Source organism: Bradyrhizobium sp. AUGA SZCCT0431 (genome assembly GCF_018131065.1).
Classification (GTDB): domain Bacteria; phylum Pseudomonadota; class Alphaproteobacteria; order Rhizobiales; family Xanthobacteraceae; genus Bradyrhizobium.
The window spans coordinates 21,471-43,899 of sequence record NZ_JAFCLR010000059.1; the positions used below are offsets into that span (position 1 = coordinate 21,471).

19 protein-coding genes are annotated in these 22,429 nt (G+C 63.9%); 11 read left to right on the plus strand and 8 right to left on the minus strand.

Features of this window, described 5'->3' with window-relative positions:
• Positions 1-35: 35 nt before the first annotated feature.
• On the minus strand, positions 36-878 hold the full coding sequence (locus JQ567_RS35280) for an alpha/beta fold hydrolase (protein ID WP_212443079.1): 843 nt from the start codon (positions 876-878) through the stop codon (positions 36-38).
• A 13-nt stretch (positions 879-891) separates the two neighbouring features.
• A complete protein-coding gene (locus JQ567_RS35285; protein ID WP_212443080.1) occupies positions 892-1,935 on the minus strand; it encodes a tripartite tricarboxylate transporter substrate binding protein in 1,044 nt (347 codons plus the stop codon).
• Positions 1,936-2,052: 117 nt separating this feature from the next.
• Here JQ567_RS35285 and JQ567_RS35290 point away from each other — a divergent pair, with 117 nt between their 5' ends.
• Positions 2,053-3,051: a LysR family transcriptional regulator gene (locus JQ567_RS35290; protein ID WP_212443081.1), complete on the plus strand. Its 999-nt coding sequence runs from the start codon at positions 2,053-2,055 to the stop codon at positions 3,049-3,051.
• A 21-nt stretch (positions 3,052-3,072) separates the two neighbouring features.
• Here JQ567_RS35290 and JQ567_RS35295 read toward each other — a convergent pair whose 3' ends face one another.
• From JQ567_RS35295 to JQ567_RS35305, 3 genes are all read right to left on the minus strand, one after another.
• Positions 3,073-4,197, minus strand: a complete 1,125-nt coding sequence (locus tag JQ567_RS35295; RefSeq protein ID WP_212443082.1) for a M48 family metallopeptidase — start codon at positions 4,195-4,197, stop codon at positions 3,073-3,075.
• A gap of 66 nt (positions 4,198-4,263) precedes the next feature.
• Entirely contained in the window at positions 4,264-5,415 is a 1,152-nt protein-coding gene (locus JQ567_RS35300; RefSeq protein ID WP_212443096.1) for a DUF898 family protein, read from the minus strand.
• A gap of 82 nt (positions 5,416-5,497) precedes the next feature.
• Positions 5,498-6,670 (minus strand): isovaleryl-CoA dehydrogenase, encoded by a 1,173-nt coding sequence (locus tag JQ567_RS35305; protein WP_192736591.1) that lies wholly within the window; start codon positions 6,668-6,670, stop codon positions 5,498-5,500.
• A gap of 233 nt (positions 6,671-6,903) precedes the next feature.
• On the opposite strand from JQ567_RS35305, the gene JQ567_RS35310 reads away from it, so the two are divergent.
• The 4 genes from JQ567_RS35310 to JQ567_RS35325 all read left to right on the plus strand — a co-directional run bounded on the left by JQ567_RS35310 (position 6,904) and on the right by JQ567_RS35325 (position 10,881).
• Positions 6,904-8,190 carry a cytochrome P450 gene (locus JQ567_RS35310; RefSeq protein ID WP_212443083.1) on the plus strand — a complete coding sequence of 429 codons (1,287 nt, stop codon included), beginning with the start codon at positions 6,904-6,906 and terminating at the stop codon, positions 8,188-8,190.
• A 107-nt stretch (positions 8,191-8,297) separates the two neighbouring features.
• Positions 8,298-9,572, plus strand: coding sequence for a cytochrome P450 (locus tag JQ567_RS35315; RefSeq protein ID WP_212443084.1), 1,275 nt, complete (start codon positions 8,298-8,300; stop codon positions 9,570-9,572).
• A gap of 152 nt (positions 9,573-9,724) precedes the next feature.
• Positions 9,725-10,291 (plus strand): thiamine pyrophosphate-binding protein, encoded by a 567-nt coding sequence (locus JQ567_RS35320; RefSeq protein ID WP_212443085.1) that lies wholly within the window; start codon positions 9,725-9,727, stop codon positions 10,289-10,291.
• Positions 10,291-10,881: a thiamine pyrophosphate-dependent enzyme gene (locus tag JQ567_RS35325; protein WP_249165939.1), complete on the plus strand. Its 591-nt coding sequence runs from the start codon at positions 10,291-10,293 to the stop codon at positions 10,879-10,881. The genes JQ567_RS35320 and JQ567_RS35325 overlap by 1 nt, the downstream gene beginning before the upstream one ends.
• Positions 10,882-11,088: 207 nt before the next feature.
• Here the strand turns inward: JQ567_RS35325 and JQ567_RS35330 are convergent, their stop codons facing one another.
• Positions 11,089-12,012, minus strand: coding sequence for a LysR substrate-binding domain-containing protein (locus JQ567_RS35330; protein ID WP_212443087.1), 924 nt, complete (start codon positions 12,010-12,012; stop codon positions 11,089-11,091).
• A 110-nt stretch (positions 12,013-12,122) separates the two neighbouring features.
• On the opposite strand from JQ567_RS35330, the gene JQ567_RS35335 reads away from it, so the two are divergent.
• From JQ567_RS35335 to mdlC, 4 genes are all read left to right on the plus strand, one after another.
• The gene (locus tag JQ567_RS35335) at positions 12,123-13,292 is read left to right on the plus strand and encodes an acyl-CoA dehydrogenase family protein (protein ID WP_212443088.1); all 1,170 of its coding nucleotides are present in this window, start codon (positions 12,123-12,125) and stop codon (positions 13,290-13,292) included.
• A gap of 9 nt (positions 13,293-13,301) precedes the next feature.
• On the plus strand, positions 13,302-14,429 hold the full coding sequence (locus JQ567_RS35340) for a CaiB/BaiF CoA-transferase family protein (RefSeq protein WP_212443089.1): 1,128 nt from the start codon (positions 13,302-13,304) through the stop codon (positions 14,427-14,429).
• A complete protein-coding gene (locus JQ567_RS35345) occupies positions 14,426-15,280 on the plus strand; it encodes a MaoC family dehydratase N-terminal domain-containing protein (RefSeq protein ID WP_212443090.1) in 855 nt (284 codons plus the stop codon). Before JQ567_RS35340 ends, JQ567_RS35345 begins: the two co-directional genes overlap by 4 nt.
• Positions 15,281-15,431: 151 nt before the next feature.
• Complete coding sequence (gene mdlC / locus JQ567_RS35350; protein WP_212443091.1) at positions 15,432-17,060, plus strand: benzoylformate decarboxylase; 1,629 nt, start codon at positions 15,432-15,434, stop codon at positions 17,058-17,060.
• A 129-nt stretch (positions 17,061-17,189) separates the two neighbouring features.
• On the opposite strand, the gene JQ567_RS35355 is transcribed toward mdlC, so the two are convergent.
• Positions 17,190-17,984: an SDR family oxidoreductase gene (locus tag JQ567_RS35355; protein ID WP_212443092.1), complete on the minus strand. Its 795-nt coding sequence runs from the start codon at positions 17,982-17,984 to the stop codon at positions 17,190-17,192.
• A gap of 230 nt (positions 17,985-18,214) precedes the next feature.
• On the opposite strand from JQ567_RS35355, the gene JQ567_RS35360 reads away from it, so the two are divergent.
• The gene (locus JQ567_RS35360; RefSeq protein WP_212443093.1) at positions 18,215-19,678 is read left to right on the plus strand and encodes a YcjX family protein; all 1,464 of its coding nucleotides are present in this window, start codon (positions 18,215-18,217) and stop codon (positions 19,676-19,678) included.
• Positions 19,675-20,706, plus strand: a complete 1,032-nt coding sequence (locus JQ567_RS35365) for a YcjF family protein (protein ID WP_212443094.1) — start codon at positions 19,675-19,677, stop codon at positions 20,704-20,706. Before JQ567_RS35360 ends, JQ567_RS35365 begins: the two co-directional genes overlap by 4 nt.
• Here JQ567_RS35365 and JQ567_RS35370 read toward each other — a convergent pair.
• Positions 20,626-22,203 (minus strand): glycosyltransferase family 39 protein, encoded by a 1,578-nt coding sequence (locus tag JQ567_RS35370; protein ID WP_212443097.1) that lies wholly within the window; start codon positions 22,201-22,203, stop codon positions 20,626-20,628. The two genes, JQ567_RS35365 and JQ567_RS35370, sit on opposite strands and share 81 nt — an antisense overlap.
• Positions 22,204-22,429: the final 226 nt, after the last annotated feature.

Here is a 22,429-nt window from a genome sequence, read left to right on the forward strand (position 1 = left end):
CAGCCGACCGCTCTGATCCATGATTGGCGAAATGGCTATTCCCGGCAAACAATCCCGTCATGGGCTGCGGCAAAATTCAGGATCTGTTCGGCGCAGGCCCGCGGCTGCAGCATCCCGAGCATCGCGTAGGGTGTGTCGAGATGCGTCACGCGCACGGAGGCGATGTTGTCGCGCAGCGCGGCTTCCTGATCGGCGGACGAGATATTGCTGCCGGTCGGATAGAGTGCGAGCGTCGGAGCCTCGATCTTTTGCAAATACGGCCTGGCGTCGACGGAGCCGGCGAAATCGACCATCGCAGCGACGACATCGACGTCGGCCTTCCCTACTTCCCTGGCGTACCAATCCATGAAGGCCGGATCGAAACCGGCGGGAAATCGCGCCAGCGTGTTCGACTTGCGCACCCAGCCCTCGACGCCGAGCGCCCTGATGGCCTCGACCCAGCTTGGAAAGCCGACCGCATAGGCGCTGCGGATCCAGTCATTGGCCCACACCGCCGGCGCCAGCACCGACAGCGTGCGCAGGCGCTGCGGCCGCTCGGCGGCGAAAATCAGCGTGATGGCGCCACCGATCGCTTCGCCGACCAGGTGAAAATTCGTGGCGCCCGCGTTGTCGGCCACCGCCTCGATGTCCCCGACATAGGCGGCAAGCGAGAGCGCGTGCGCCGGATCATTCAGCGGCGTCGATTGTCCGAGCCCGCGCAAGTCAGGACAGATCACCCGGTAGAACCGCGCCAGATACGGCACCATGTTGAACCAGAACTCGCCCGATCGGGCGAAGCCGTGGATCAGGATGATGGTCTCGGCCTTGCGCCAGCGGTCGGTGTAGTCGTGAACCGCGTAGTGCAACGGTGTGCCGTCAGCGGCCTTGACCGTCGGCATGGCGGCGCTACCGTCAGTTCGGTTTCAGACGGAGTTCTCTGGCGAGCTGCTCCATCTGGACGAATTCGCTTTGCGCGTATTTGGCGGCGTCTTCGGCGCTGATCACCCAGACCTCCTCGCCGCGCTTGGCCGCCATCGCCTTGAATTCGGGACTTTGCGCCGCCCGGGTCAGAACGTCGCGCAGGTTTTCAAAGCGATCCTGGGGGATATCGCGCGGCGCGATGACCGCGCGCCACAGCAATGTCTGGGATGGCGCCATCTTGACGTCATCAAGGCTTTCGACGTCGGGCAGCGTCGGAAAGCGCCGCGCCGTGGTCAGCAGCAGGCACTTTGCTTTTCCTTCGGCGACAAATTGCGCGATCGAGGCGATGGCGCCGCCATAGATGTCGATGGTGCGGGACAGGAAGGCCGTCACGGTCTGGTCGGCGCCGGTAAAGGGGATGATCCGCTGGCGGATGCCCTCGGGTTGAAAAATCCGTGCGGTCGAAAACTGCACGAAGGCGCCGACGCCGTCCGAACCATAGGTGTATTTGTCGGGGTTGTTCTTTAGCTCGGCGAGGAACTCGGTAGCGTTCTTCGCCGGAAAATCCGGGTGGACGCAGAGCACGCCGGCGGCCTGCGTGATCATCGCAACAATGCGGTAGTCGGCCTGCTGGAAGCTTTGCGCCGCGACATGCGGGGCCATGGTGATGGCGCCGCTCGGCACCCCGCCGATGGTGTAGCCGTCCGGCTCGGACTTCGTCACAAAGCCGACGCCGATGGTGCCGCTGGCGCCGGGCTTGTTCAGGATCACGATCGGCTGGCCGAGCATCGGCGCTGCGACCTGGGCCAGCGACCTCATGATGGTGTCGGTGCTGCTGCCGGGCCCGGCGGGCACCACCAGCTGAACCGGCCGTTCGGGATAGTTGTCGGCCGACGCCGGCGAAACTACGCCGGCCATGAGGGCAGCTACTACGGCGACCGCGCCGATTCGGGCCAGCCCGGCAAACCGGCGCGACCAGGGGCAGCACATCATGTCAGCGAGTTTCTCCGTCGTGTCCTTCGCAATTGCCAGCAAGCGCCGTGACCTGAGTTCCGGCCGGCGACAACGCTGGGTTTTGCCTACGAAAACTTGTGACTTGCGGGAGCAAATCTTGTCTAATGAGTTAAAGGAAATCGGGTATAAGCTTTTCAAATGAATGACCTCCCCCGTACCCAGGCCCTGCGCTGCTTCATTACCGTGGCGCGCGAGGGCGTTGTGTCGCGCGCGGCCAGTTTGCTGAACCTGACCCAGCCGGCCGTCAGTTTGCAGCTAAAAGGGCTGGAGGAAAGTACCGGCCTGCTGCTTTTCAACCGAACACCGGGCGGCTTTACCCTGACCGAAGCCGGCGCCGCCCTGCTGCCGCTGGCGCACAAGGCGATATCGGCCTCGTCGGACTTCAAGACGATGGCGGATTCCCTGCGCGAGTCGGTACGGGGATCGCTTCGGGTCGGCACGATCCTGGATCCCGAGTTCATCCGGCTTGGACCTTTCGTGCGGAGCCTCGCCACTTCCTTAAAACAGACCGAAGTCTTCCTGCGCTACGGCATGAGCGACGACGTGCTGGCGCAGATCGGCAGGGGTGACCTCGACGTCGGATATTATGTCGACGCCACGCCTCCGGAATCGCTGTCGTTCCCGAGCTTCTCCGAGCGCCACATCGACGACGGAAAGTACCAGCTCGCGCCGCTGATGAGCTACCCGTACCGGGTGATTGCCCCAGCGGAATGGAGCGACCGGGTGATCGGCAAGGACTGGCCCGACCTGATCGGCCTGCCGTGGCTCGCGACGCCGCCGCACTCGGCGCATCGGCGCCTGCTCGACAATATCTTCCGCCCCATGGGCTCGCTGCCGAAGCGCGTGGCCTATGCCGACCAGGAAGAGGCCATGATCGACTTCGTCGAATCCGGCATCTGCCTCAGCCTCGCGCGCGACTGCACCCTCGATCGCATCACCCGCAAGCGGAACTTCGTGATCGCCGACAAGGTGACGGTGACCTGCGACCTCAGCTTTGCCTGCCTGACATCGCGGCGGCACGAACCGGTGATTTCGCACGCTTTCTCGGCCATGCAGGCGGTGTGGGATTTGAAGCCGACCAATGCGCTGCCCGCGCCGGTGGTGACGCCAAGGTCGCGGAAAAGCGCACGAAGATAACCAGACCCGCCGAATTAGCCGTCAGATCTTGCCATCGGAATCGCAGATCGATTTCAGCGCTCGCCATTCCTCAGGCGTCAGCAGCGGCGGCTTGCTCGCCGGCCGGTCTTCCCGGGTCATCCGCGCCAGCCGATCCTCGCTCATCGGATGGCTGGAGATGATGGACAGGCCCTTGCCTCCCTTGCCGGTGACGCGAACCAGCAACTCCCCCATCGGCTTGGTCGGCCGGCCCAGCCGGTGCATGACATCGATCGAGAAGCCGTCGGCATCCTGCTCGGCCTCGCGCGAATGCGACGAGGTGACCAGCGTCTTTGAAGCAAAGATCAGGGCGCTGGAGCCCGTGATGTCGCCGAACAGCAACCCGACCAGAAACGCTGTGCCGCCGTCGCGGATCAATCCCCGCATGTTGTCGCGATGCTTGTGGTGGCCGAGTTCATGCGCCAGCACGCCCGCGATCTCGTCGGCGCTCTCGGCCTTCGCCAGCAATCCGTTGAACATGTAAACCCTGCCACCCGGCAGCGCGAAGGCATTGGGCACCGCCGAAGACAGCACGCTGGATTGAACGGCCGTATCCATCCCAGCGGATTCGCGTATCGCGGTCATGAGCTTGACGAAGGCTTTTTGTCCGGCCGCATTGTCGCAGACCTTGGCGTCGAAGATCGTCTTGACCTGACTTTCGGCCGCCTCGCCGAGCCGCCGTTCAAAGGCCTCCGGCACCAGCGGCGCCAGACGATCGGCGGCGAGCGGGACACCGAACAATACCACCGCGATGATCGAAACCGTGGCGGCGAGCGACCAGCCGACAATCGCGGCGACACCGCGGCGGCCCGGCGTGTTCTCGTCCAGAGTTGCGCAACGCGAGACCAGGTCGGCCGCGACCGCGGCATCGCGAACCTCCAGGCGCGCCAGCGCCGGTGCCGTCAGAGCACTGAGGCGCAGCATGCCGGAGGGACCGTCGGCGCGGCGGATATCGGCATAGGCCCATGCCGCAACGGTCGTTTCGCCGTCGCGGATTTCCAGCCGGTGAGCAAAGTGCAGCGTGACCGCGCGCCGCTGGTTCGACTTGCCGTCGAAATAGATCGCCGAACCGCCCGGCTGCGATTTCGGGCCGTCAGGCGTGTCGCTGTCCGTGACGGTACCGGTCATGCGGTAGACCCTTTTTTTGACGCGTTTTCTTGACGCGAACCGGTACCCACCTCGCTTGAAAACGCTTTAGAAGCCCGCGACGTCAAGGCCATCAGCAAAACCTTCACCAAGCGCATTGGCCAGTTCACCCCTTGCCGAAACATTGGCGGCCGCTTCGATGCCGTGGATGTTGATCGATTCCAACACCCGCACCCAGAGATCGCGCATCAGATAGACGCGGATCACGACGTTGAGCGCCAGTGCGAACACCAGGTAGCCGAGGCCTGCGAGCACCAGCAACAGGATGCTCTGAGAAGATTCCTGCGACTTGAAGAACTCGCCAATTCCCTCGCCGCTCATGCTGGCAACCAGCGCCGTGGCAGCTGCGAGGTAGACCGAGAAAACCAGACCTAGCACGACCATCCAGCCGACCACCTTCCAGTACAGGCCGATCAGCCGGCTGCGCGGCAATTCCGATTCCAGGCGCACGCCGCCGATCCGGATGCCGGACAGCCACCAGCGCCATTCGACCGCCTTGAACGCGCCGTAGATGAAGGGTGCGAACAGCGGCATCAGGAATGCCATCGGTGCGAGCAACCACAGCCACCAGCCGCGCTTGAAGAATTCCCAGCCGCTTCCCTCGAACTTCCCCTGCAGATCGCCATAGTATGAATGGCGCATCTTGTAGCGCTCGAGCGCCGCCGTGCGCCATGGCAGCGCCAGGCCGAAGGTCACCATCGACAGCAGGCCCCACAGCGACGCCTGCAAGGCATAGATCCAGCCCGAGCCACTCATCCAGAACCGCACGCCGCGCCACACCGTGCGCGTCAGGCGATAGCGGCGGGCGCGAAAAATCGCGAACTGCCCGAACAGATAGAAGAAGGCGACCAAGGGAATGCTGGCGAACGCCTTGTAATGCTCGGCTTCGAGGCCGGCGAGAAAGTAGGCCAGATAGATCGGCACCAGGATCGCCAGCGCAACCAGGAACCCGATCAGCAATTCCCGGCCCCGGCCGGTATATTCGGCGCCATCGCCGTCGATCTGGGTATTGCTCCAGAGATGGCGGCGGATGTCGGTGGTGAGCCAGAAGCGGTAGAAGCCCAGCGTCACCAATTCCAGCCCGGCGCCGCGCTTCACCAGATGAAAGAATTCATCACGCTTGCCGGAAAACCCCACCGGCATCGGCGGCGGTTTCGGCAGCGGCGGCGGCGATGGCGGCCCGAGCGGGGTCCAACTCATCTCGTTCACGGGTCAACTCCAAGGCAGCGGGCAACAAATCGGGTTTACACGAATTTGTCGACTGGAGTGTGATCCGGTTCACTTACGCCGACTTGTCGAACAGCTCCCGCCCGATCAGCATGCGCCGGATTTCGCTGGTTCCGGCGCCGATTTCGTAGAGCTTGGCGTCGCGCAACAGCCTGCCGGTCGGATAGTCGTTGATGTAGCCATTGCCGCCGAGCAGCTGGATGGCGTCGAGCGCGCATTGCGTCGCCTTCTCGGCGGCATAGAGGATGGCGCCGGCCGCGTCCTCGCGCGTGGTCTCGCCGCGGTCGCAGGCTTTCGCCACCGCGTACACATAAGCGCGCGAGGCGTTCATCGTGGTGTACATGTCGGCGATCTTGCCCTGCACCAGCTGGAAGGTGCCGATCGGCTGGCCGAACTGCTTGCGCTCATGCACGTAAGGCAGCACCACGTCCATGCAGGCCTGCATGATGCCGATGGGACCCGCGGCCAGCACCGCGCGTTCATAATCGAGGCCCGACATCAGGACGTTGACGCCGCGGCCGACTTCGCTGAGCACGTTCTCTTCCGGCACCTCGCAATTGTCGAACACCAGTTCGCAGGTATCGGAGCCGCGCATGCCGAGCTTATCGAGCTTTTGCGCGGTCGAGAATCCCTTCATGCCCTTCTCGATGATGAATGCCGTAATGCCGCGCGGGCCGGCATTGGCGTCGGTCCTGGCATAGACCACCAGCGTGTCGGCGACCGGGCCGTTGGTGATCCACATCTTGCTGCCGGTCAGCACGAAGCGGTCGCCCTTCTTGTCTGCGCGCGTCTTCATCGACACCACGTCGGAGCCGGAATCCGGCTCCGACATCGCCAGTGATCCGACATGTTCGCCCGAGATCAGCTTCGGCAGATATTTGCGCTTCTGCGCGTCGTTGCCGTTGCGGCGGATCTGGTTGACGCAGAGGTTGGAATGCGCGCCGTACGACAGGCCGACCGCCGCGGACGCCCGCGACATTTCCTCGACCGCAATACAGTGCTCGAGATAGCCGAGCCCGGTGCCGCCATATTCCTCCTCGACGGTAATGCCGTGCAGGCCGAGCGCGCCGATCTTGGGCCAGAGATCCCTTGGAAACTGGTTGCTCTTGTCGATTTCGGCCGCGCGCGGCGCGATCTCCTTGCTCGAAAAGGCAAACACGGTCTCGCGAATGGCATCCGCGGTTTCACCGAGATCGAAATTGAACATCCGGTACGCATTGGGAATCATGGTCGGGCGACCTCCGGCGAAATATCGTTGTTGGGATAAGCCTTAACCCCTGCAGGCGCGCTTGTCACGGGGAATGATACGGCTCCGTATCAGCTCCGACCGGGTGTAAAGTTCAATGCGGCCGAAGCATCAAAACTGTCCCTTGCCCCGGCACGTACGAACGGCTGTAATCGGCCCAAAATACCGCCACCGGGCGAATCCCGGCGCGCGGAGAACAATCAGGGAGCCGCTCCATGCAGGGAACCATCGAACTCACCCAGGATTCCATTGAACTGGACTCCCGGCAAAAGGCCGCACGCGAGCGCGCCTATTCGCTGCCGCTGGCCGAGTTCGACCCCGGCGATCCCGAACTGTTCAAGACCGATACGTTCTGGCCGTATTTCGACCGGCTGCGCCGGGAAGCGCCGGTGCATTACTGCAAGGACAGCATGTTCGGGCCGTATTGGTCGATCACCAAATACAACGACATCATGGATATCGAGACCAACCACGCGGTGTTCTCGTCGGCAGCCTATCTCGGCGGCATCACCATCCGCGACGTCGCAACCGATCTGCGCCGCGAAAGCTTCATCGCCATGGACCAGCCGCGCCACTCGGCGCAGCGCAAGACCGTGGCACCGATGTTCACGCCGACCCATCTCGACCAGCTTGCGATCAACATCCGCAAGCGGTCGGCCGAATGCCTCGACAATCTGCCGCGAGGCGAAGTGTTCGACTGGGTCGACCGGGTCTCGATCGAGCTCACCACGCAGATGCTCGCGGTGCTGTTCGACTTCCCCTGGGAGGACCGCCGCAAGCTGACGCGCTGGTCCGACATTGCGACGACGATACCCGGGCCCGGCGGCCTCGTCGCGACCGAAGAGGCGCGGCAGGCCGAGCTTCTGGAATGCGCGACCTATTTCGCCACGCTCTGGAAAGACCGGATCAACCAGCCACCGAAGAGCGATCTGCTGTCGATGATGGCGCACAGCGAAGCCACGCGCGACATGGACCCGAAGAATTTCCTCGGCAATCTGATCCTCTTGATCGTCGGCGGCAATGACACCACCCGCAACACGCTGTCGGGCAGCATCTATGCGCTCGCCAAGAATCCGGATCAGTACAGCAAGCTGCGCGACAATCCCGCGCTGATCGACAGTTTCGTTCCCGAGGTGATCCGCTGGCAGACGCCGCTGGCGCATATGCGGCGCACCGCGCTCGAGGACATCGAGTTCCGCGGCAAGCAGATCAAGAAGGGCGACAAGGTCGTGATGTGGTACGTCTCGGGCAACCGCGACGAAGAGGTGATCGATCGCCCCTACGAGTTCATCATCGACCGCGCCCGACCCCGTACCCACATCTCCTTCGGCTTCGGCATCCACCGCTGCGTCGGCTTGCGGCTGGCGGAACTGCAATTGAAGATTATCTGGGAAGAGATCCTCAAGCGCTTCGACAAGATCGAGGTGATGGATGAGCCGAAGCGGGTTTATTCAAGCTTTGTCAAGGGTTACGAGACCCTGCCCGCCCGCATCGCCGGCTAGGCCAGCAGTTCCGCCCAAACCGGCACGGGCTTTGCGCATCGGGCGTATGCAAGTTATAGTCTAATACATTTCCTATTGCGTTTGCTTGCACCCAGGGATGACTGACGATGAACGTCCTGACCGCGATCCGAGCCGACAGACAAGAGCTTCTGCGCGCCGCGCGCGAGGAGGCCTACTCGACGCCGCTCAGCGAATTTCACCCCGGTGCGCCAAAGCTGTTCCAGAACGATACGTTGTGGCCGTGGTTCGAACGGCTGCGCAAGGAAGAGCCGGTGCATTACTGCACCAACTCGCCGATCGAGCCTTACTGGTCGGTGACCAAGTACAACGACATCATGCATGTCGACACCAACCACGGCATCTTCTCTTCCGACTCGACGCTCGGCGGCATCTCGATCCGTGACGTGCCGCCAGGTTACGACTATCCGAGCTTCATCGCGATGGACCAGCCGCGGCACTCGGCGCAGCGCAAGACGGTGTCGCCGATGTTCACGCCGACGCATCTGGACGAGCTGGCAAAACTGATCCGCGAGCGCGCCTGCAAGGTGCTGGACAATCTGCCGCGCAACGAGACCTTCAACTTCGTCGACCGGGTGTCGATCGAACTGACGACGCAGATGCTGGCGACGCTGTTCGACTTCCCCTGGGAAGAGCGCCGCAAGCTGACGCGCTGGTCCGACGTCTCGACCGCGCTGCCCAAGAGCGGCGTGGTGGAATCGCCCGAGCAGCGACGCCAGGAAATGGACGAATGCTATGCCTATTTCTCAAAGCTCTGGAATGAGCGCGTCAACAGCGAGCCGCGCAACGATCTGCTCTCCATGATGGCCCATAGCGAAGCGACGCGGCACATGGACCCCGATAATCTGATGGGCAACATCATCCTCTTGATCGTCGGCGGCAACGACACCACCCGCAACACCATGAGCGGCTCGGTGCTGGCGCTGAACGAACATCCCGAGCAGTACCAGAAGCTGCGCGACAATCCGGCATTGATCGATTCCATGGTGCCGGAAGTGATCCGCTGGCAGACGCCGCTGGCGCATATGCGGCGCACCGCGCTGGTCGATACCGAAATCGGCGGCAAGAAGATCGCAAAGGGCGATCGCGTCGTGATGTGGTACGTCTCCGGCAACCGCGACGAAGAGGGCATCGAGAAGCCCGACGAATTCATCATCGACCGCGCCCGGCCCCGTACGCACCTTTCGTTCGGCTTCGGCATCCACCGCTGCGTCGGCATGCGGCTGGCCGAGCTGCAGCTGAAGATCGTCTGGCAGGAGATGCTGAAGCGGTTCGATCGCATCGAGGTGGTCGGCGAGCCGAAGCGGGTCTATTCCAGTTTTGTGCGCGGCATCGAATCGCTGCCGGTGCGAATCCCGGCCTAGTGGTGGGCAGGCTTGCGCTTTGCCCACCGCTCAAGCTCCCTATAACATCGCGGCATGGCAGCTTGAACCAGATGAGAAGGCTGCACTGCGGTCTTCTGGGCTAAACCTTGGGCGTGGTCACGCAGGAGACGTGGCCCGGAACCGAGGCTGCCATGAACGATGCTGCTGTCAGGGATGACGCCAAAGACGATACCCAGGCCGGCCAAAGCTGGCCGCTCCAGATCTACAGGACCCTGAAAGCGCATGGCGTTGCACAGATCTCCTATGTTCCCGATGCCGGCCACTCCCGGCTGATCGAGCTGTCGCACGCCGATCCCGCGATCCAGACCACCGTGCTGACCACCGAAGAGGAAGGCGTCGCGCTGTCCGCCGGCGCATGGCTCGGCGGCGACCGCTCGGTGCTGTTGATGCAGTCGAGCGGCGTCGGCAATTGCGTGAACATGTTTTCGCTGGCCGCGAGCTGCCGCCTGCCGTTCCTGACATTGGTGACGATGCGCGGCGAATGGGCGGAATTCAACCCGTGGCAAATTCCGATGGGCAAAGCGACGCCGCAGGCCTTCGAAATCATGGGCGTGACGGTGTTCCGGCTCGAGCGGCCTGAAGATGCGGAAGAGATTATTTCGGCCGCCTGTTCGCTGGCATTCGAGAGCGACCAGCAGATCGCGGTGCTGATTTCGCAGCGCATGCTCGGCCGCAAGAAATGGACGGAGACGAAGTGATGGTCCAGAATTTTACGCTTGGTCGCCGCGAGGCCGTCAGGTCGTTGCTCGCCGATCGCAAGGACCTGCTTGTCGTGACCGGGCTCGGCTCGGCGTCCTACGACGTGTTCGATGCCGGTGAGCATCCCGGTAATTTCTATTTGTGGGGCGCGATGGGCGGGGCCGGCATGGTCGGCCTTGGCCTTGCGCTGGCACAACCGAAGCGGCCGGTCGCCGTCATCACCGGCGACGGCGAGCAGCTGATGGGCATCGGCAGCCTGCTGACGATCGCCACCAAGACGCCGGGCAATCTGACCATCGTCATTCTCGACAACGGCCATTTCGGCGAGACCGGCATGCAGGTCAGCCATTCCGGTCTCGGCGCCCAGCTCGACGTGATCGCGACCGGCGCGGGCTTTCGCTCGGTCACCGAGATCACCGACATCAAGGGCATCAATGATTATCGGCCGACGCTGCAGCGCGTCGACCAAGGGCCGCGGCTGGCGCGCATTCGCATCGCTACCGGCCATGTCGATCGCGCGCTGCCGCCGCGCGACGGCGTGTTCCTGAAGAACCGGTTCCGGGAAAATCTGGGGTTTGCGGTTTCGTAGAGCGTGATGAGGCTAAATTGGACTGGTGTGGCGGCATACTCTCTGCACCTCTCCCGCTTGCGGGGGAGGTCGACGCGCGAAGCGCGGCGGGTGGGGGCTCCCTCCACACGAAGAGTCTCACTCGTGGATAGACCCCCACCCCAGCCCTCCCCCGCAAGCGGGAGAGGGAGCGCACTGCCTTCTCGGTTACTAGTGGACTTTGGCTCTTCAGCCGACCTGGATATCCCAAAGGCCTTCCTTGCGGCAGGCATCGACCTCCTTGCGGAGCAGATCAGTGACGAGCGTGATGGCGGTCGAACCGGGATGCTCGATAGGGGAAGCGATGGTGAGTTCGCGCATCGGCGCCGGTTTCGAAATCGTGGCGACTTCCAGCCGGCCGTCGGCGACTTCCGCGCGCAGCGAGGACGGCGGCAGCAGGGCGTATCCGAGGCCCTCCTCGACCAGGCTGGTCAGGACGCGAAACGAGTCCGCCTCGACCTGGACATCAAGCTTCAGTTTCTTCTTTGCCGCCGCATGCTCGATCAGCGTCCGGAGCCCGTGCGAATGACTGGGCAACACCAACCGCTGCCGCAGCAGCCAGTCGATATCGACCTGCTTCTTCTTCGTCAGCCCGCAACCGCGCGGGCCGACGGCGACGATCTTGTCGCGGCCAAGGTGTTGCACGGTGAGGTGCAGATCGGCCGACGGCCCGTAGATCACGGCCAGATCCATCTGGCCGCGGTGCAGCCACTCGATCAAATGTCCGCTGTAGCTCTCGACGATGCAGAGCGAGATGCCCGGATAGCTTTCGACCGTGCGGCGGGCGAGGCGCGCGGAAATCACGCAGCTCACAGTTGGAACCAGCCCCAGCACCACCCGTCCCGACGGCGGCCCGCCGGAGGACTGGATATCGTCGCGAATCTGATCGATGTGCCGGACGATGCCGGCGGTCCGCGCCAGCAGCAGACGGCCGGCCTCGGTCAGCACCATGCCGCGGCCGTTGCGGGTAAACAGCTCGGCGCGCAGCTCGTGTTCGAGCAGCTTGATCTGGCGGCTCAGCGCCGGCTGCGCGATCCGCAGCGTGTCGGAGGCTTTGCTGAGGCTACCGAGCTCAGCCACGCAACTGAACGTCCTCAGCTGTCGGAAATCCATGCTTGCCAATCTTGGAATGCAAGTTAATACGCTATAACAATTAAGCATAGGGACTTCACGGTGGTTTCACAACTGCAAGCCCATCCCCAACCACAACGACGGCACTTCAAATGACCGCACACGAACAACCCGACGAGTACGCCGATATCCGCAATGCGGTCGCGAAACTCTGCGCCCAGTTCCCCGGCGAATACTGGCGCAAGCTCGACCGCGAGATGAAATATCCGAGCGAGTTCGTCGATGCGCTGACGCAGGCCGGCTATCTCTCGGTGCTGATCCCCGAGGAATACAACGGCGCCGGGCTGAAACTGTCCGCGGCGGCCGCGATCCTCGAAGAAATCCAGCGCGCCGGATGCAATGGCGGCGGCTGCCACGCCCAGATGTACACGATGGGCACGCTGCTTCGGCACGGCAGCGACGAGCAGAAGGCAAAATGGCTGCCCAAGATCGCCAGCGGCGAATTGCGGCTGCAGGCGTTCGGCGTCACCGAACCGACCAGCGGCACGGACACCTCCTCGCTGAAGACCTTTGCCAAACGCGACGGCAACAACGGCTACATCGTCAATGGCCAGAAGATCTGGACCAGCCGCGCCGAATATTCCGACCTGATGATCCTGCTGGCGCGCACCACGCCGAAGGAGGACGCCAAGAAGCGCACCGATGGTCTGTCGGTGTTCATCGTCGACATGCGCGAAGCGAAAGGCAACGGCCTCGAGATCCGCCCGATCCGCACCATGATGAACCACGCCACCACAGAAGTGTTCTTCACGGACATGCGGGTGCCGGCCGAAAACCTGATCGGCGAGGAAGGCAAGGGTTTCCGCTACATCCTGTCCGGCATGAACGCCGAGCGTATCCTGATCGCGTCCGAATGCATCGGCGACGCCAAATGGTTCATCGCGAAAGCGACCGCCTACGCCAAGGAGCGCGTGGTGTTCGGCCGTCCGATCGGCCAGAACCAGGGCGTTCAGTTCCCGATCGCCAAGGCCTATGCGCAGATGCGCGCGGCCGAGCTGATGGTGAAGGAAGCCACCCGCAAATATGAAGCCGGGCTCGATTGCGGCGCCGAGGCCAACATGGCCAAGATGCTGGCGGCGGACGCTTCCTGGGAAGCCGCAAACGCCTGCGTGCAGACCCATGGCGGCTTTGCATTCGCCGAGGAATACGACGTCGAGCGCAAGTTCCGCGAGACGCGGCTCTATCAGGTGGCGCCGATCTCGACCAATCTCATTCTGTCCTTCGTGTCCGAGCATGTGCTCGGCATGCCCCGCTCCTACTGAGAACAAATAATGCTGCCGCTCGAAGGATTGATCGTCGTCGCCGTCGAACAGGCGGTCGCTGCGCCGTTTTGCAGTTCGCGGCTGGCGGATGCCGGCGCCCATGTCATCAAGGTGGAACGCCCCGAGGGCGATTTTGCCCGCGGCTATGACGCCGCGGCGAAGGGACAGAGCAGCTATTTCGTCTGGCTCAACCGCGGCAAGAATTCCGTGGTCGTGGATCTCGCCACCAAGGACGGGCGCGCGGCGATGGAAGAACTGATCGCGAGCGCCGACGTGTTGCTGCAAAACCTCAAGCCCGGCTCGATGGACAAGCTCGGCTTCTCGCTGGAGCGTTTGCGCAAGGATTATCCGGCGCTGATCTGCTGCACCATTTCCGGCTATGGCGATGACGGCCCCTATGCCGACCGCAAGGCCTATGATCTCTTGATCCAGGCGGAGAGCGGCCTCGCCTCGATCACCGGCGGACCGGAAGGCCCGTCCCGCGTCGGCATCTCCGTCGTCGATATCGCGACCGGCGCCACCGCCCATGCTTCGATCCTCGAAGCACTCATTGCGCGCGGACGCACGGGCGTGGGCGCCGATATCCGGATCTCGATGTTCGACGTGATGGCCGACTGGATGGCGGTGCCGCTGATCAATTCAGAAGCCGGCAATCCGCCGAAGCGGATGGCGCTGGCGCATCCTTCCATTGCGCCCTACGGCGTTTTCCAGTCGAAGGACGGCAAGGGCATCCTGATCTCGATCCAGAGCGAGCGCGAGTGGAAGAAGCTCTGTGCCGAGGTGCTGGATCAGCCCGATCTACCAAACGACCCGCGGCTGGCCAACATGGTCGAGCGCGTCAGGAATCGCGCCGTCACCGACCAGATCGTGGCCGACAGCTTTGCGACGATGAATCGCGTCGATCTCCTGAAGCGCCTGGCCAACGCCGACATCGCGTTTGCCGAGGTCAACACCATGGCTGACCTTGCCGTACATCCCCATCTGCGCCGCATCGAGGTCGATACGCCGAAAGGCAAGGTGAGCTACGCCGCGCCCGCCGCGATCTTCGTCGGCGAGAACAGGCATTATGGCGCGGTGCCTGCGATCGGCGAGCACGTCGAACTCCCCAAAGCTTCTGCACGGGCAAAATCGTCATGACGGAAAAACTCGACCTCGATCATTTGCGCGGCTGGATCGGAAAAACCACCGAGGCCTCGGACACCGTCACCGCGCAACTCGTGAAGGGTTTGCGCGCGACGCTGTTTCAGGAGATCGGTGAGCCCAGGACCGGCGATGCTGCACCCTGGACCACGCATTGGTGCCTGGCGCAGCCGGTGTTTCCGATGTCGCAACTCGGGCCGGACGGCCATCCGACCCGCGGCGGCTTCCTGCCGCCGGTGCCGCTGCCGCGCCGGATGTGGGCCGGCGGCGAACTCGAATTCCTTGATGCGTTGCGCGTCGGCGATGAGGCCAAGCGAACCTCGCGTATTGCCGACGTCACGATGAAGACCGGCAGCACCGGCGCGTTATGTTTTGTCTCGGTCGAGCACACCATCACGACGCCGCGTGGCGTAGCCATCCGCGAGCGCCAGGACATCGTCTACCGGGACATGTCGAGCACGCCGCCGGCGGCTTCCGGCAAGCCGGCCCCGCCGCCACCGGTCGCAAAGCACCGCGAAAGCCACATGGCCGACCCGGTGCTGCTGTTCCGCTATTCGGCGCTGACCTTCAATGGCCACCGCATCCATTACGACCGCGATTACGTCACCAAGGTCGAAGGCTATCCGGGCCTGGTGTTCCACGGCCCGTTGCAGGCTGCCCTGATTGTCGAGTTCGCGGCCAAACTGCACGGCGGGGCGGCGCCGAAGAAACTTGGCTATCGCGGCGTGCAGCCGCTGTTCGAAGGCAGCGAGTTCTCGGTCAATGCCAACGACACCGGCGCCGGCATGGAACTGTGGACCGCCAATTCGGACGGCCAGCCAACCATGAAGGGTACGGCTACGTGGTAGAGTTGATTTGACGTCATTGCGAGCGTAAGCGAAGCAATCCATACCTCCATGCAGGACGTATGGATTGCTTCGTCGCTTTGCTCCCTTGTGCAAACGCTTCGCGTTTGTCACAGGCAATGACGGAGCCCGCAATTAGCTCTGGGAGTCACTGATGTCGTCCCGCAAGCCCACCAAGACCGAAACCAAATCCACCACCGTCAAGGACGCCACCTTCAACCTGCTGCGGGCGTTCGGCGTCAAAAAGGTGTTCGGCAATCCCGGTTCGACCGAACTGCCGTTCCTGAGCGACTGGCCTGACGACATCGATTACGTGCTTGGGCTGCACGAAGCCTCCGTGGTCGGCATGGCCGACGGCTATGCGCAGGCGACCCGCAACGCCGGTTTTGTCAACCTGCATTCCGCCGCCGGCGTCGGCAATGCGCTCGGCAATATCTTCAACGCCTACCGCAACCAGACTCCGATCGTCATTACCGCGGGCCAGCAGGCGCGCTCGATCATGCCGCTGCTGCCATTCCTGTTTGCCGAACGGGCGACGGAATTTCCGCAGCCTTACGTGAAATACAGCATCGAGCCGGCGCGGCCTGAAGACGTGCCGGCCGCGATCGCGCGCGCCTATTACGTGGCGATGCAGCCGCCGTGCGGACCGACATTCGTTTCGGTGCCGGTCGACGACTGGACGCGCCCGACGCAGCCGGTCGAGGCGCGCCAGGTCAGCCGCGAACTCGGGCCTGATCCGGCTGCGATGAAGGCGCTGGTGTCAGCGCTCACCGACAGCAAACGTCCTGCCCTGGTCGTCGGCCCCAGCGTCGATCGCGCGGAGGCCGTCGACCTGATGGTGCGCGTGGCGGAGAAAGCCCGGGCCGCGGTGTGGGTCAGCCCGTTCTCGGCACGCTGTTCGTTTCCGGAGAGGCATCCGCAATTCGCGGGCTTCTTGCATGCCTCGCCGGGACAGGTTTCCGACGCGCTGCGCGACCACGACCTCGTGGTCGTGATCGGTGCGCCAATTTTCACCTTCCACGTCGAGGGTCACGCCTCGATCTTCGATGGCGCCACCACGATCTTCCAGATCACCGACGATCCGACCGCGGCGGCGGTGACGCCATCAGGCACCAGCATCGTCGCCACGATGAAGCCGGCGCTGACGATGCTGCTGGAACTGTTGCCCGAGACCAAGCGCGTGATCCCTGCGGGCCGCGCGCTGTTGCCCGCGCCTGCGGCCGCCGATCCGATCCCGACCGAATTCCTGCTGGATGCGCTGTTCCACGCCATGCCCAAGGATGCCGCGTTGGTCGAGGAAGCGCCGTCGCACCGCCCGGCGATGCAGAAATTCATGCCGATGCGCGGGCAGGACAGTTTTTACACCATGGCGAGCGGCGGCCTCGGCTACAGCCTGCCCGCCGCGGTCGGAATATCGCTTGGGCGCCCTGATATCCGCACCGTCTGCCTGATCGGCGATGGGTCGGCGATGTATTCGATCCAGGGGCTGTGGACCGCGGCCCGGCGCAAGCTGCCGCTGACGGTGGTCGTGATCAACAATTCCGGCTACGGCGCGATGCGCTCGTTCAGCCAGGTGATGCAGGTCCGCAACGTGCCCGGGCTCGAACTGCCCGACATCGACTTCGTCAAGATCGCCGAAGGCATGGGGTGTCACGCGGTCCGCGTCAGCAAGGCATCGGAACTTGGCGCTGCGCTGAAGCGCGGGCTCGCGAATGAGGGTGCCAGCCTGATCGAGGTGATGGTGGATTCGGCGGTGCCGCTGCTTTACACGAAGAAGGATTGACGGGGGTAGCCGGCCCCCACGTCATTACGAGCGAAGCGAAGCAATCCATCTTGCCGCGGAAAGAAAGCATGGATTGCTTCGTCGCTTCGCTCCTCGCAATGACGGCTGAGGGCGTAGCGCAAGCCCTAGTCACTTCCCGTACGCTTCCCGCATCTTGGCCTGGATCTTCGCCATGCCTGATATCCAGCGATCGTAGTTCTCGGTCTTCTTGCGCATGTAACCGAGCACCTGCGGGTGCGGCAAAATCGCAAAGGTTTCCTGCTCCAGGCCCGCGAGCACATCCTGCGCCACCTGTTCGGCCGACAGGTCGCCGTCGCCGGATTGCGGGCCTTTTGGAATCGACCTGAGCATCGCGGTATCGACGCCCTGCGGACACAGGATCGAAACCTTGATGCCGTCGGCTTTGTGCGAGATCGCGAGATTTTCCGCAAAGCCGACCGCGGCGTGTTTGGTGGTCGAATAGGCCGGGCTGCCGATCTGCGACAGAAGACCCGCCGCGGATATCGTGTTGAGGAAATAGCCGCCGCCACGCGCCTTCATGCGCGGGATCAGGTGCCGCGCGGCATAGACATGCGCCATGACATGAACGGCCCAGCTTCGCGACCAGGGCTCATCCGAAGTTCCGCCCGCGTTGGTGGACAGCGGATCGAAGCCGCCGCCGATGCCGGCGTTGGAGCAGAACAACGCGATCGGGCCGAATTGCTTCTCGGTCTCCTCGATGACGTGCAGGACATCCTTTTCCTTGCCGACATCGCATTTGAAGGCCGCGCCATTGATCGGCGTGGCGACGGTTCGCGCGCCGTCCGGATTGATGTCGGCGACCACGACCTTGGCCGCGCCCGCGCGGTGGAAGGCTTCGCACAGCGCCCGGCCGATGCCGCTGGCGCCGCCGGTGACAACCACGACTTTTCCGGTCACCTGCATGGCCGTTCTCCCCTTGATTACTGTTTTCAACTGAACCCGGATCGGAAACGTAAGCCTCGCCCGGAAAATTGTCACGGAGCGATAAAACGTGCCCCCCGGATCGTCAATGCGCCGTCCGATCCCCGGCCGCCATCGCAACTGAAGCTTGATTTTGGCCCGCCAATCGCCACTTTTGCGGGTGATCGCCCGCCCATTGTCTCATTGCCCTCTCATCGAGCCCTCCACGACGCATGGCCCCCAGTTTTCAGGATATCGTCGAGGAAGCGCGGCTGTCGGCGCGGGCGCTGTTGGATTACGGCGACAGCTTCTTCCACCCGACGGTGCGGCTCGGCGTCACCGGCCTGTCCCGCGCCGGCAAGACCGTGTTCATCACGGCGCTGATCCACGGCCTCACGCGCGGCGGCCGTTTTCCGGTGTTCGAAGCGTATGCGACCGGGCGCATCGCCCGCGCCCGGCTCGAGCCGCAGCCCGATGACGCGGTGCCGCGCTTCGACTACGAGAACCACGTCCGCACCCTGATCGAGGAGCGGAACTGGCCGGCCTCCACCGTCGACATCAGCGAACTCCGCCTGGTGATGGACTATCAGCGCCAGAACGGCGCCGATCGCACGCTGACGCTGGACATCGTCGACTATCCCGGCGAGTGGCTGCTCGACCTGCCGCTGCTCAACAAGAGTTTCGAGCAATGGTCGGCCGAGAGCCTCGCGCTCTCACGCGAAGGCCCGCGCGAAAAGCTCGCCACGCCGTGGCACGAACATCTGGCAACGCTGAACGCCGAGGCCCGCGAGGACGAACCGGCGGCGCGCATGGCGGCAAAGCTGTTCACAGACTATTTGCGCGCCTGCCGCGACGAGCGTTTTGCGATGAGTCTGCTGCCGCCAGGACGTTTCCTGATGCCGGGCAATCTTGCAGGCTCGCCGGCGCTGACCTTTGCGCCGCTTGACGTGCCAATCGACGGCACCGCGCCCGACGGTTCGCTGTGGGCGATGATGCGGCGGCGCTACGAGGCCTACAAGGACGTCGTGGTGCGGCCGTTCTTCCGCGATCATTTCGCGCGGCTCGATCGCCAGATCGTGCTGGTCGATGCGCTCGCGGCGTTCAACGCCGGACCGGAGGCGCTGCACGACCTGGAAGCCGCGCTCGCCGGCATCCTCGATTGTTTCCGGATCGGCCGCAGCACGATCCTGAGCAATCTGTTCCGGCCGCGGATCGACCGCATCCTGTTTGCCGCGACCAAGGCCGATCATCTGCATCATTCGAGTCATGACAGGCTGGAGGCAATACTGCGGCGAGCGGTCGCCAAGGCTGCCGACCGCGCCGAATATGCCGGAGCCGCCATCGACGTGGTGGCGCTGGCCGCGGTGCGCGCCACCCGCGAGGCGATGGTCGCGCGCGGCCGGGAAAAATTGCCCTCGCTGCTCGGCACGCCCGCCTCAGGCGAAGTCGCCAATGGCGACACGTTCGACGGCGAGACCGAGGTGGCGACCTTTCCGGGTGACTTGCCCATCGATCCCGAGGAACTGTTCAAGGGCACGTTCCGTGGGCTCTCCAGCACGCCTTCCGAAAAAGCCGACTATCGCTTCCTGCGCTTCCGGCCGCCGCTGTTGCAGCGCGAAGGTGACGCAGAACCCGCTTTGCCTCACATCCGCCTTGACCGCGCCCTCCAGTTCCTGATCGGAGACAGACTGCAATGAGCGAGAAGACGCCTCATCGGCGGCCGGCAACGTTCAAGCTCGACGATCCCGGCGTGATCGTGATGGATCCAGATGATGCCAGCCGCCCCGCGCGCGGCACGGTGCACATCACGCCGGAGCCCGACCCTGCGCAGTTGCCGGTGCCGATTGACAGGCCGCTGGTCCCGGCCAGGCGCGGCTTCCGCTGGGGCACGCTGTTCTGGACCGCCACCGGCGGGCTGGTGCTGCTCGGCCTCGGGCTCGGCGTTGTCAACCTGATCGAGGATCTGTTCGCGCGCAGCCAGACAATGGGTTACGTCGCGCTGGCGTTTGCCGTCGCCGCGGCGCTGGCGCTGACGGTTGTGATCGCGCGCGAAGCCTTCGGACTGGCGAGGCTTGCCGCCATCGAGAAGCTGCACCAGCGCGCCGCCGAAGTGTTGCTCAGCGACGATCGCGCCGCCAGCCGGGCCATCGTCAACGACCTCTTGAAGCTCGCGCATCAGAACCCGCAACTGGCGCGCGCCCGCGCCACGCTGGTGGGTCACGCCGACGACATCATCGACGGCGCCGACATGATCAAGCTGGCGGAGCGCGAATTGATGGCGCCGCTCGATGAGGAGGCGCGGCGGCTGGTCTCCACGGCAGCACAACGCGTCTCGGTCGTGACCGCGGTCAGTCCGCGCGCGCTGATCGACGTGCTGTTCGTGTTCGTCGCCGCGATGCGGCTGATCCGGCAACTGGCGCGGCTCTATGGCGGCCGGCCGGGAACGCTCGGCATGCTCAGCCTGCTGCGCCACGTCATCGGCCATCTCGCCATAACCGGCGGCATGGCTATTGGAGACAGCCTGGTGCAGCAGATGCTCGGCCATGGCATCGCGGCAAAGCTCTCGCAGCGGCTCGGCGAAGGCGTGCTCAACGGGCTGCTCACCGCCCGGCTCGGCCTCGCCGCCATCGACGTGACGCGGCCGCTACCCTTCACCGCGCTGCCGCGGCCCGCGCTCGGCGATCTCGCAAAAGACCTTTTGCGCAAGCGCGACGGCGAGGAGTGACATTCCCGGCTGTGCGTTGCCAGCCAGCACGCGCCAGCGAAACAGCGGCGTGTCCGGCGGCGGCGAGAGTTCTGGCGTCCAGCCGGTCAGCTTCTCCAGCGCATAGGTATCCATCACCACGCCGCGCCAGCTGCGCTCGACCCGTTCGAGCAGCTGCCGCTTGGCTGACGTGAGATCCCAGATCGGCAGGCGGTTGTCCGGCTCGCGCGCGACATAGAGGCCGGCGTGATCCCGGATGAGGTTCATGCCGGGATCGCGAAAGCCCTGAAACCTGCCGCGCTCATTGATCTGAATGACCGGCACGCGGCCGTTGAAATACCAGCGCAGCATCGCGTAGGTGCGATAGTCCGTGGTGGCGATCCAGGTCGCGCCGGTTTTTTGCAGCTGATCCTGCGCGCGCGCCACCACCTGCTCATAGCCGGCCTCGCCGCCGACCGGATCGGCGCGGCCGATCAGGTTCCAGGGAACGGCGACATAATAGAAGAACACGCCGACGACAAAGGCGATGCCGGATATCACCGCCACCCTCGCCCATTTGACGGTGGATGTGATCATCCATTCCGGCCAGCCCTCGCGTGGCAACATTGCAAGGTTGATGGCGGTGGCGGCAAATCCGGCCGGCCACAGGAACATCGGCCAGGTGTCGCCGACGCGCAATGTCAGCGACTTCCAGAAAAAGTAGCCGAACGGCACGATGACAGCGGTCGAGAGCAGGATCGCGACCGGCTCGCGATGGCGATAGCCGCGCCACGCCGTCAGCGCCACGCCAGACAGCACGACCGGCAACAGCACGAAGCCGACGAGACCGAACTGCAGGCCGAGATAATCGCCGACGGTACGCAGCGACAATTGATGGGTCGCGACCGCGCGCACGAATTGGAACCGGAACGAGGCCCAGTCGTGCTGGTAGTTCCAGACCAGCACCGGCGCGAACATGATCAATGCAATCAGCGCCGCGGCCCACGGATAGGGACTGAGCAGCCAGCGCCGCCGCCAGTCCGGCACCAGCGCAAACGCCAGCACTGCGGGCAGCAGCATGATCATGGTGAATTTCGACAGCATCGCCAGGCCGGCGAACAGCCCCGCGGCGAGCCACCAGCGCGCATTGCCGCTTTCATGGAGCCGGACCAGCGACCACAGCATCGCGACCGCGAGCGGGATCATCGCCGTATCGGGCGCCACCTTCGCCATCAGCAGCCCGTAATAAAGCGCGGCCTCCGGCATCAGCAGGGCGAACACGATAGCGCGAAAATCATGGGTGACGCGACGGACGATATCGGCAAGCAGCAGCTGCGTGATCAGCATTGCCACGATGCCGCCGAACCGCACGCCGAGATTGGTGTCGCCGAAAATCGCAGTGCCGAACCGGATCAGCCAGGCAATCCCGGGCGGATGGTCGAGAAAAGCCAGCGCGCTCTCCTTCGACCAGGTCCAGTAATAGGCCTCGTCGGTGCGCAGCTCGATGATTCCGGCATAGATCAGCCGCATCGCCGTCATCGCGGCGATCAACGCCACCACGGCAAGCCATGGCCGGCCGGCGCGATCCGGTTTGTTGCTGTTGTCGGGGGCGTTCGTCACGGCGCTTTTTCTTCGACTCCCGAGGGGGTGTCAACGTTTCGCGGCGGAAAAGACGTGGGTCGCCCCGGCCTAGGTGGTGTGGACTCTAAGGATTCCCTTTTAGGAGCAAATCAGATTCAAGGCTGCTTTTGGGAGGCAGTCTTGG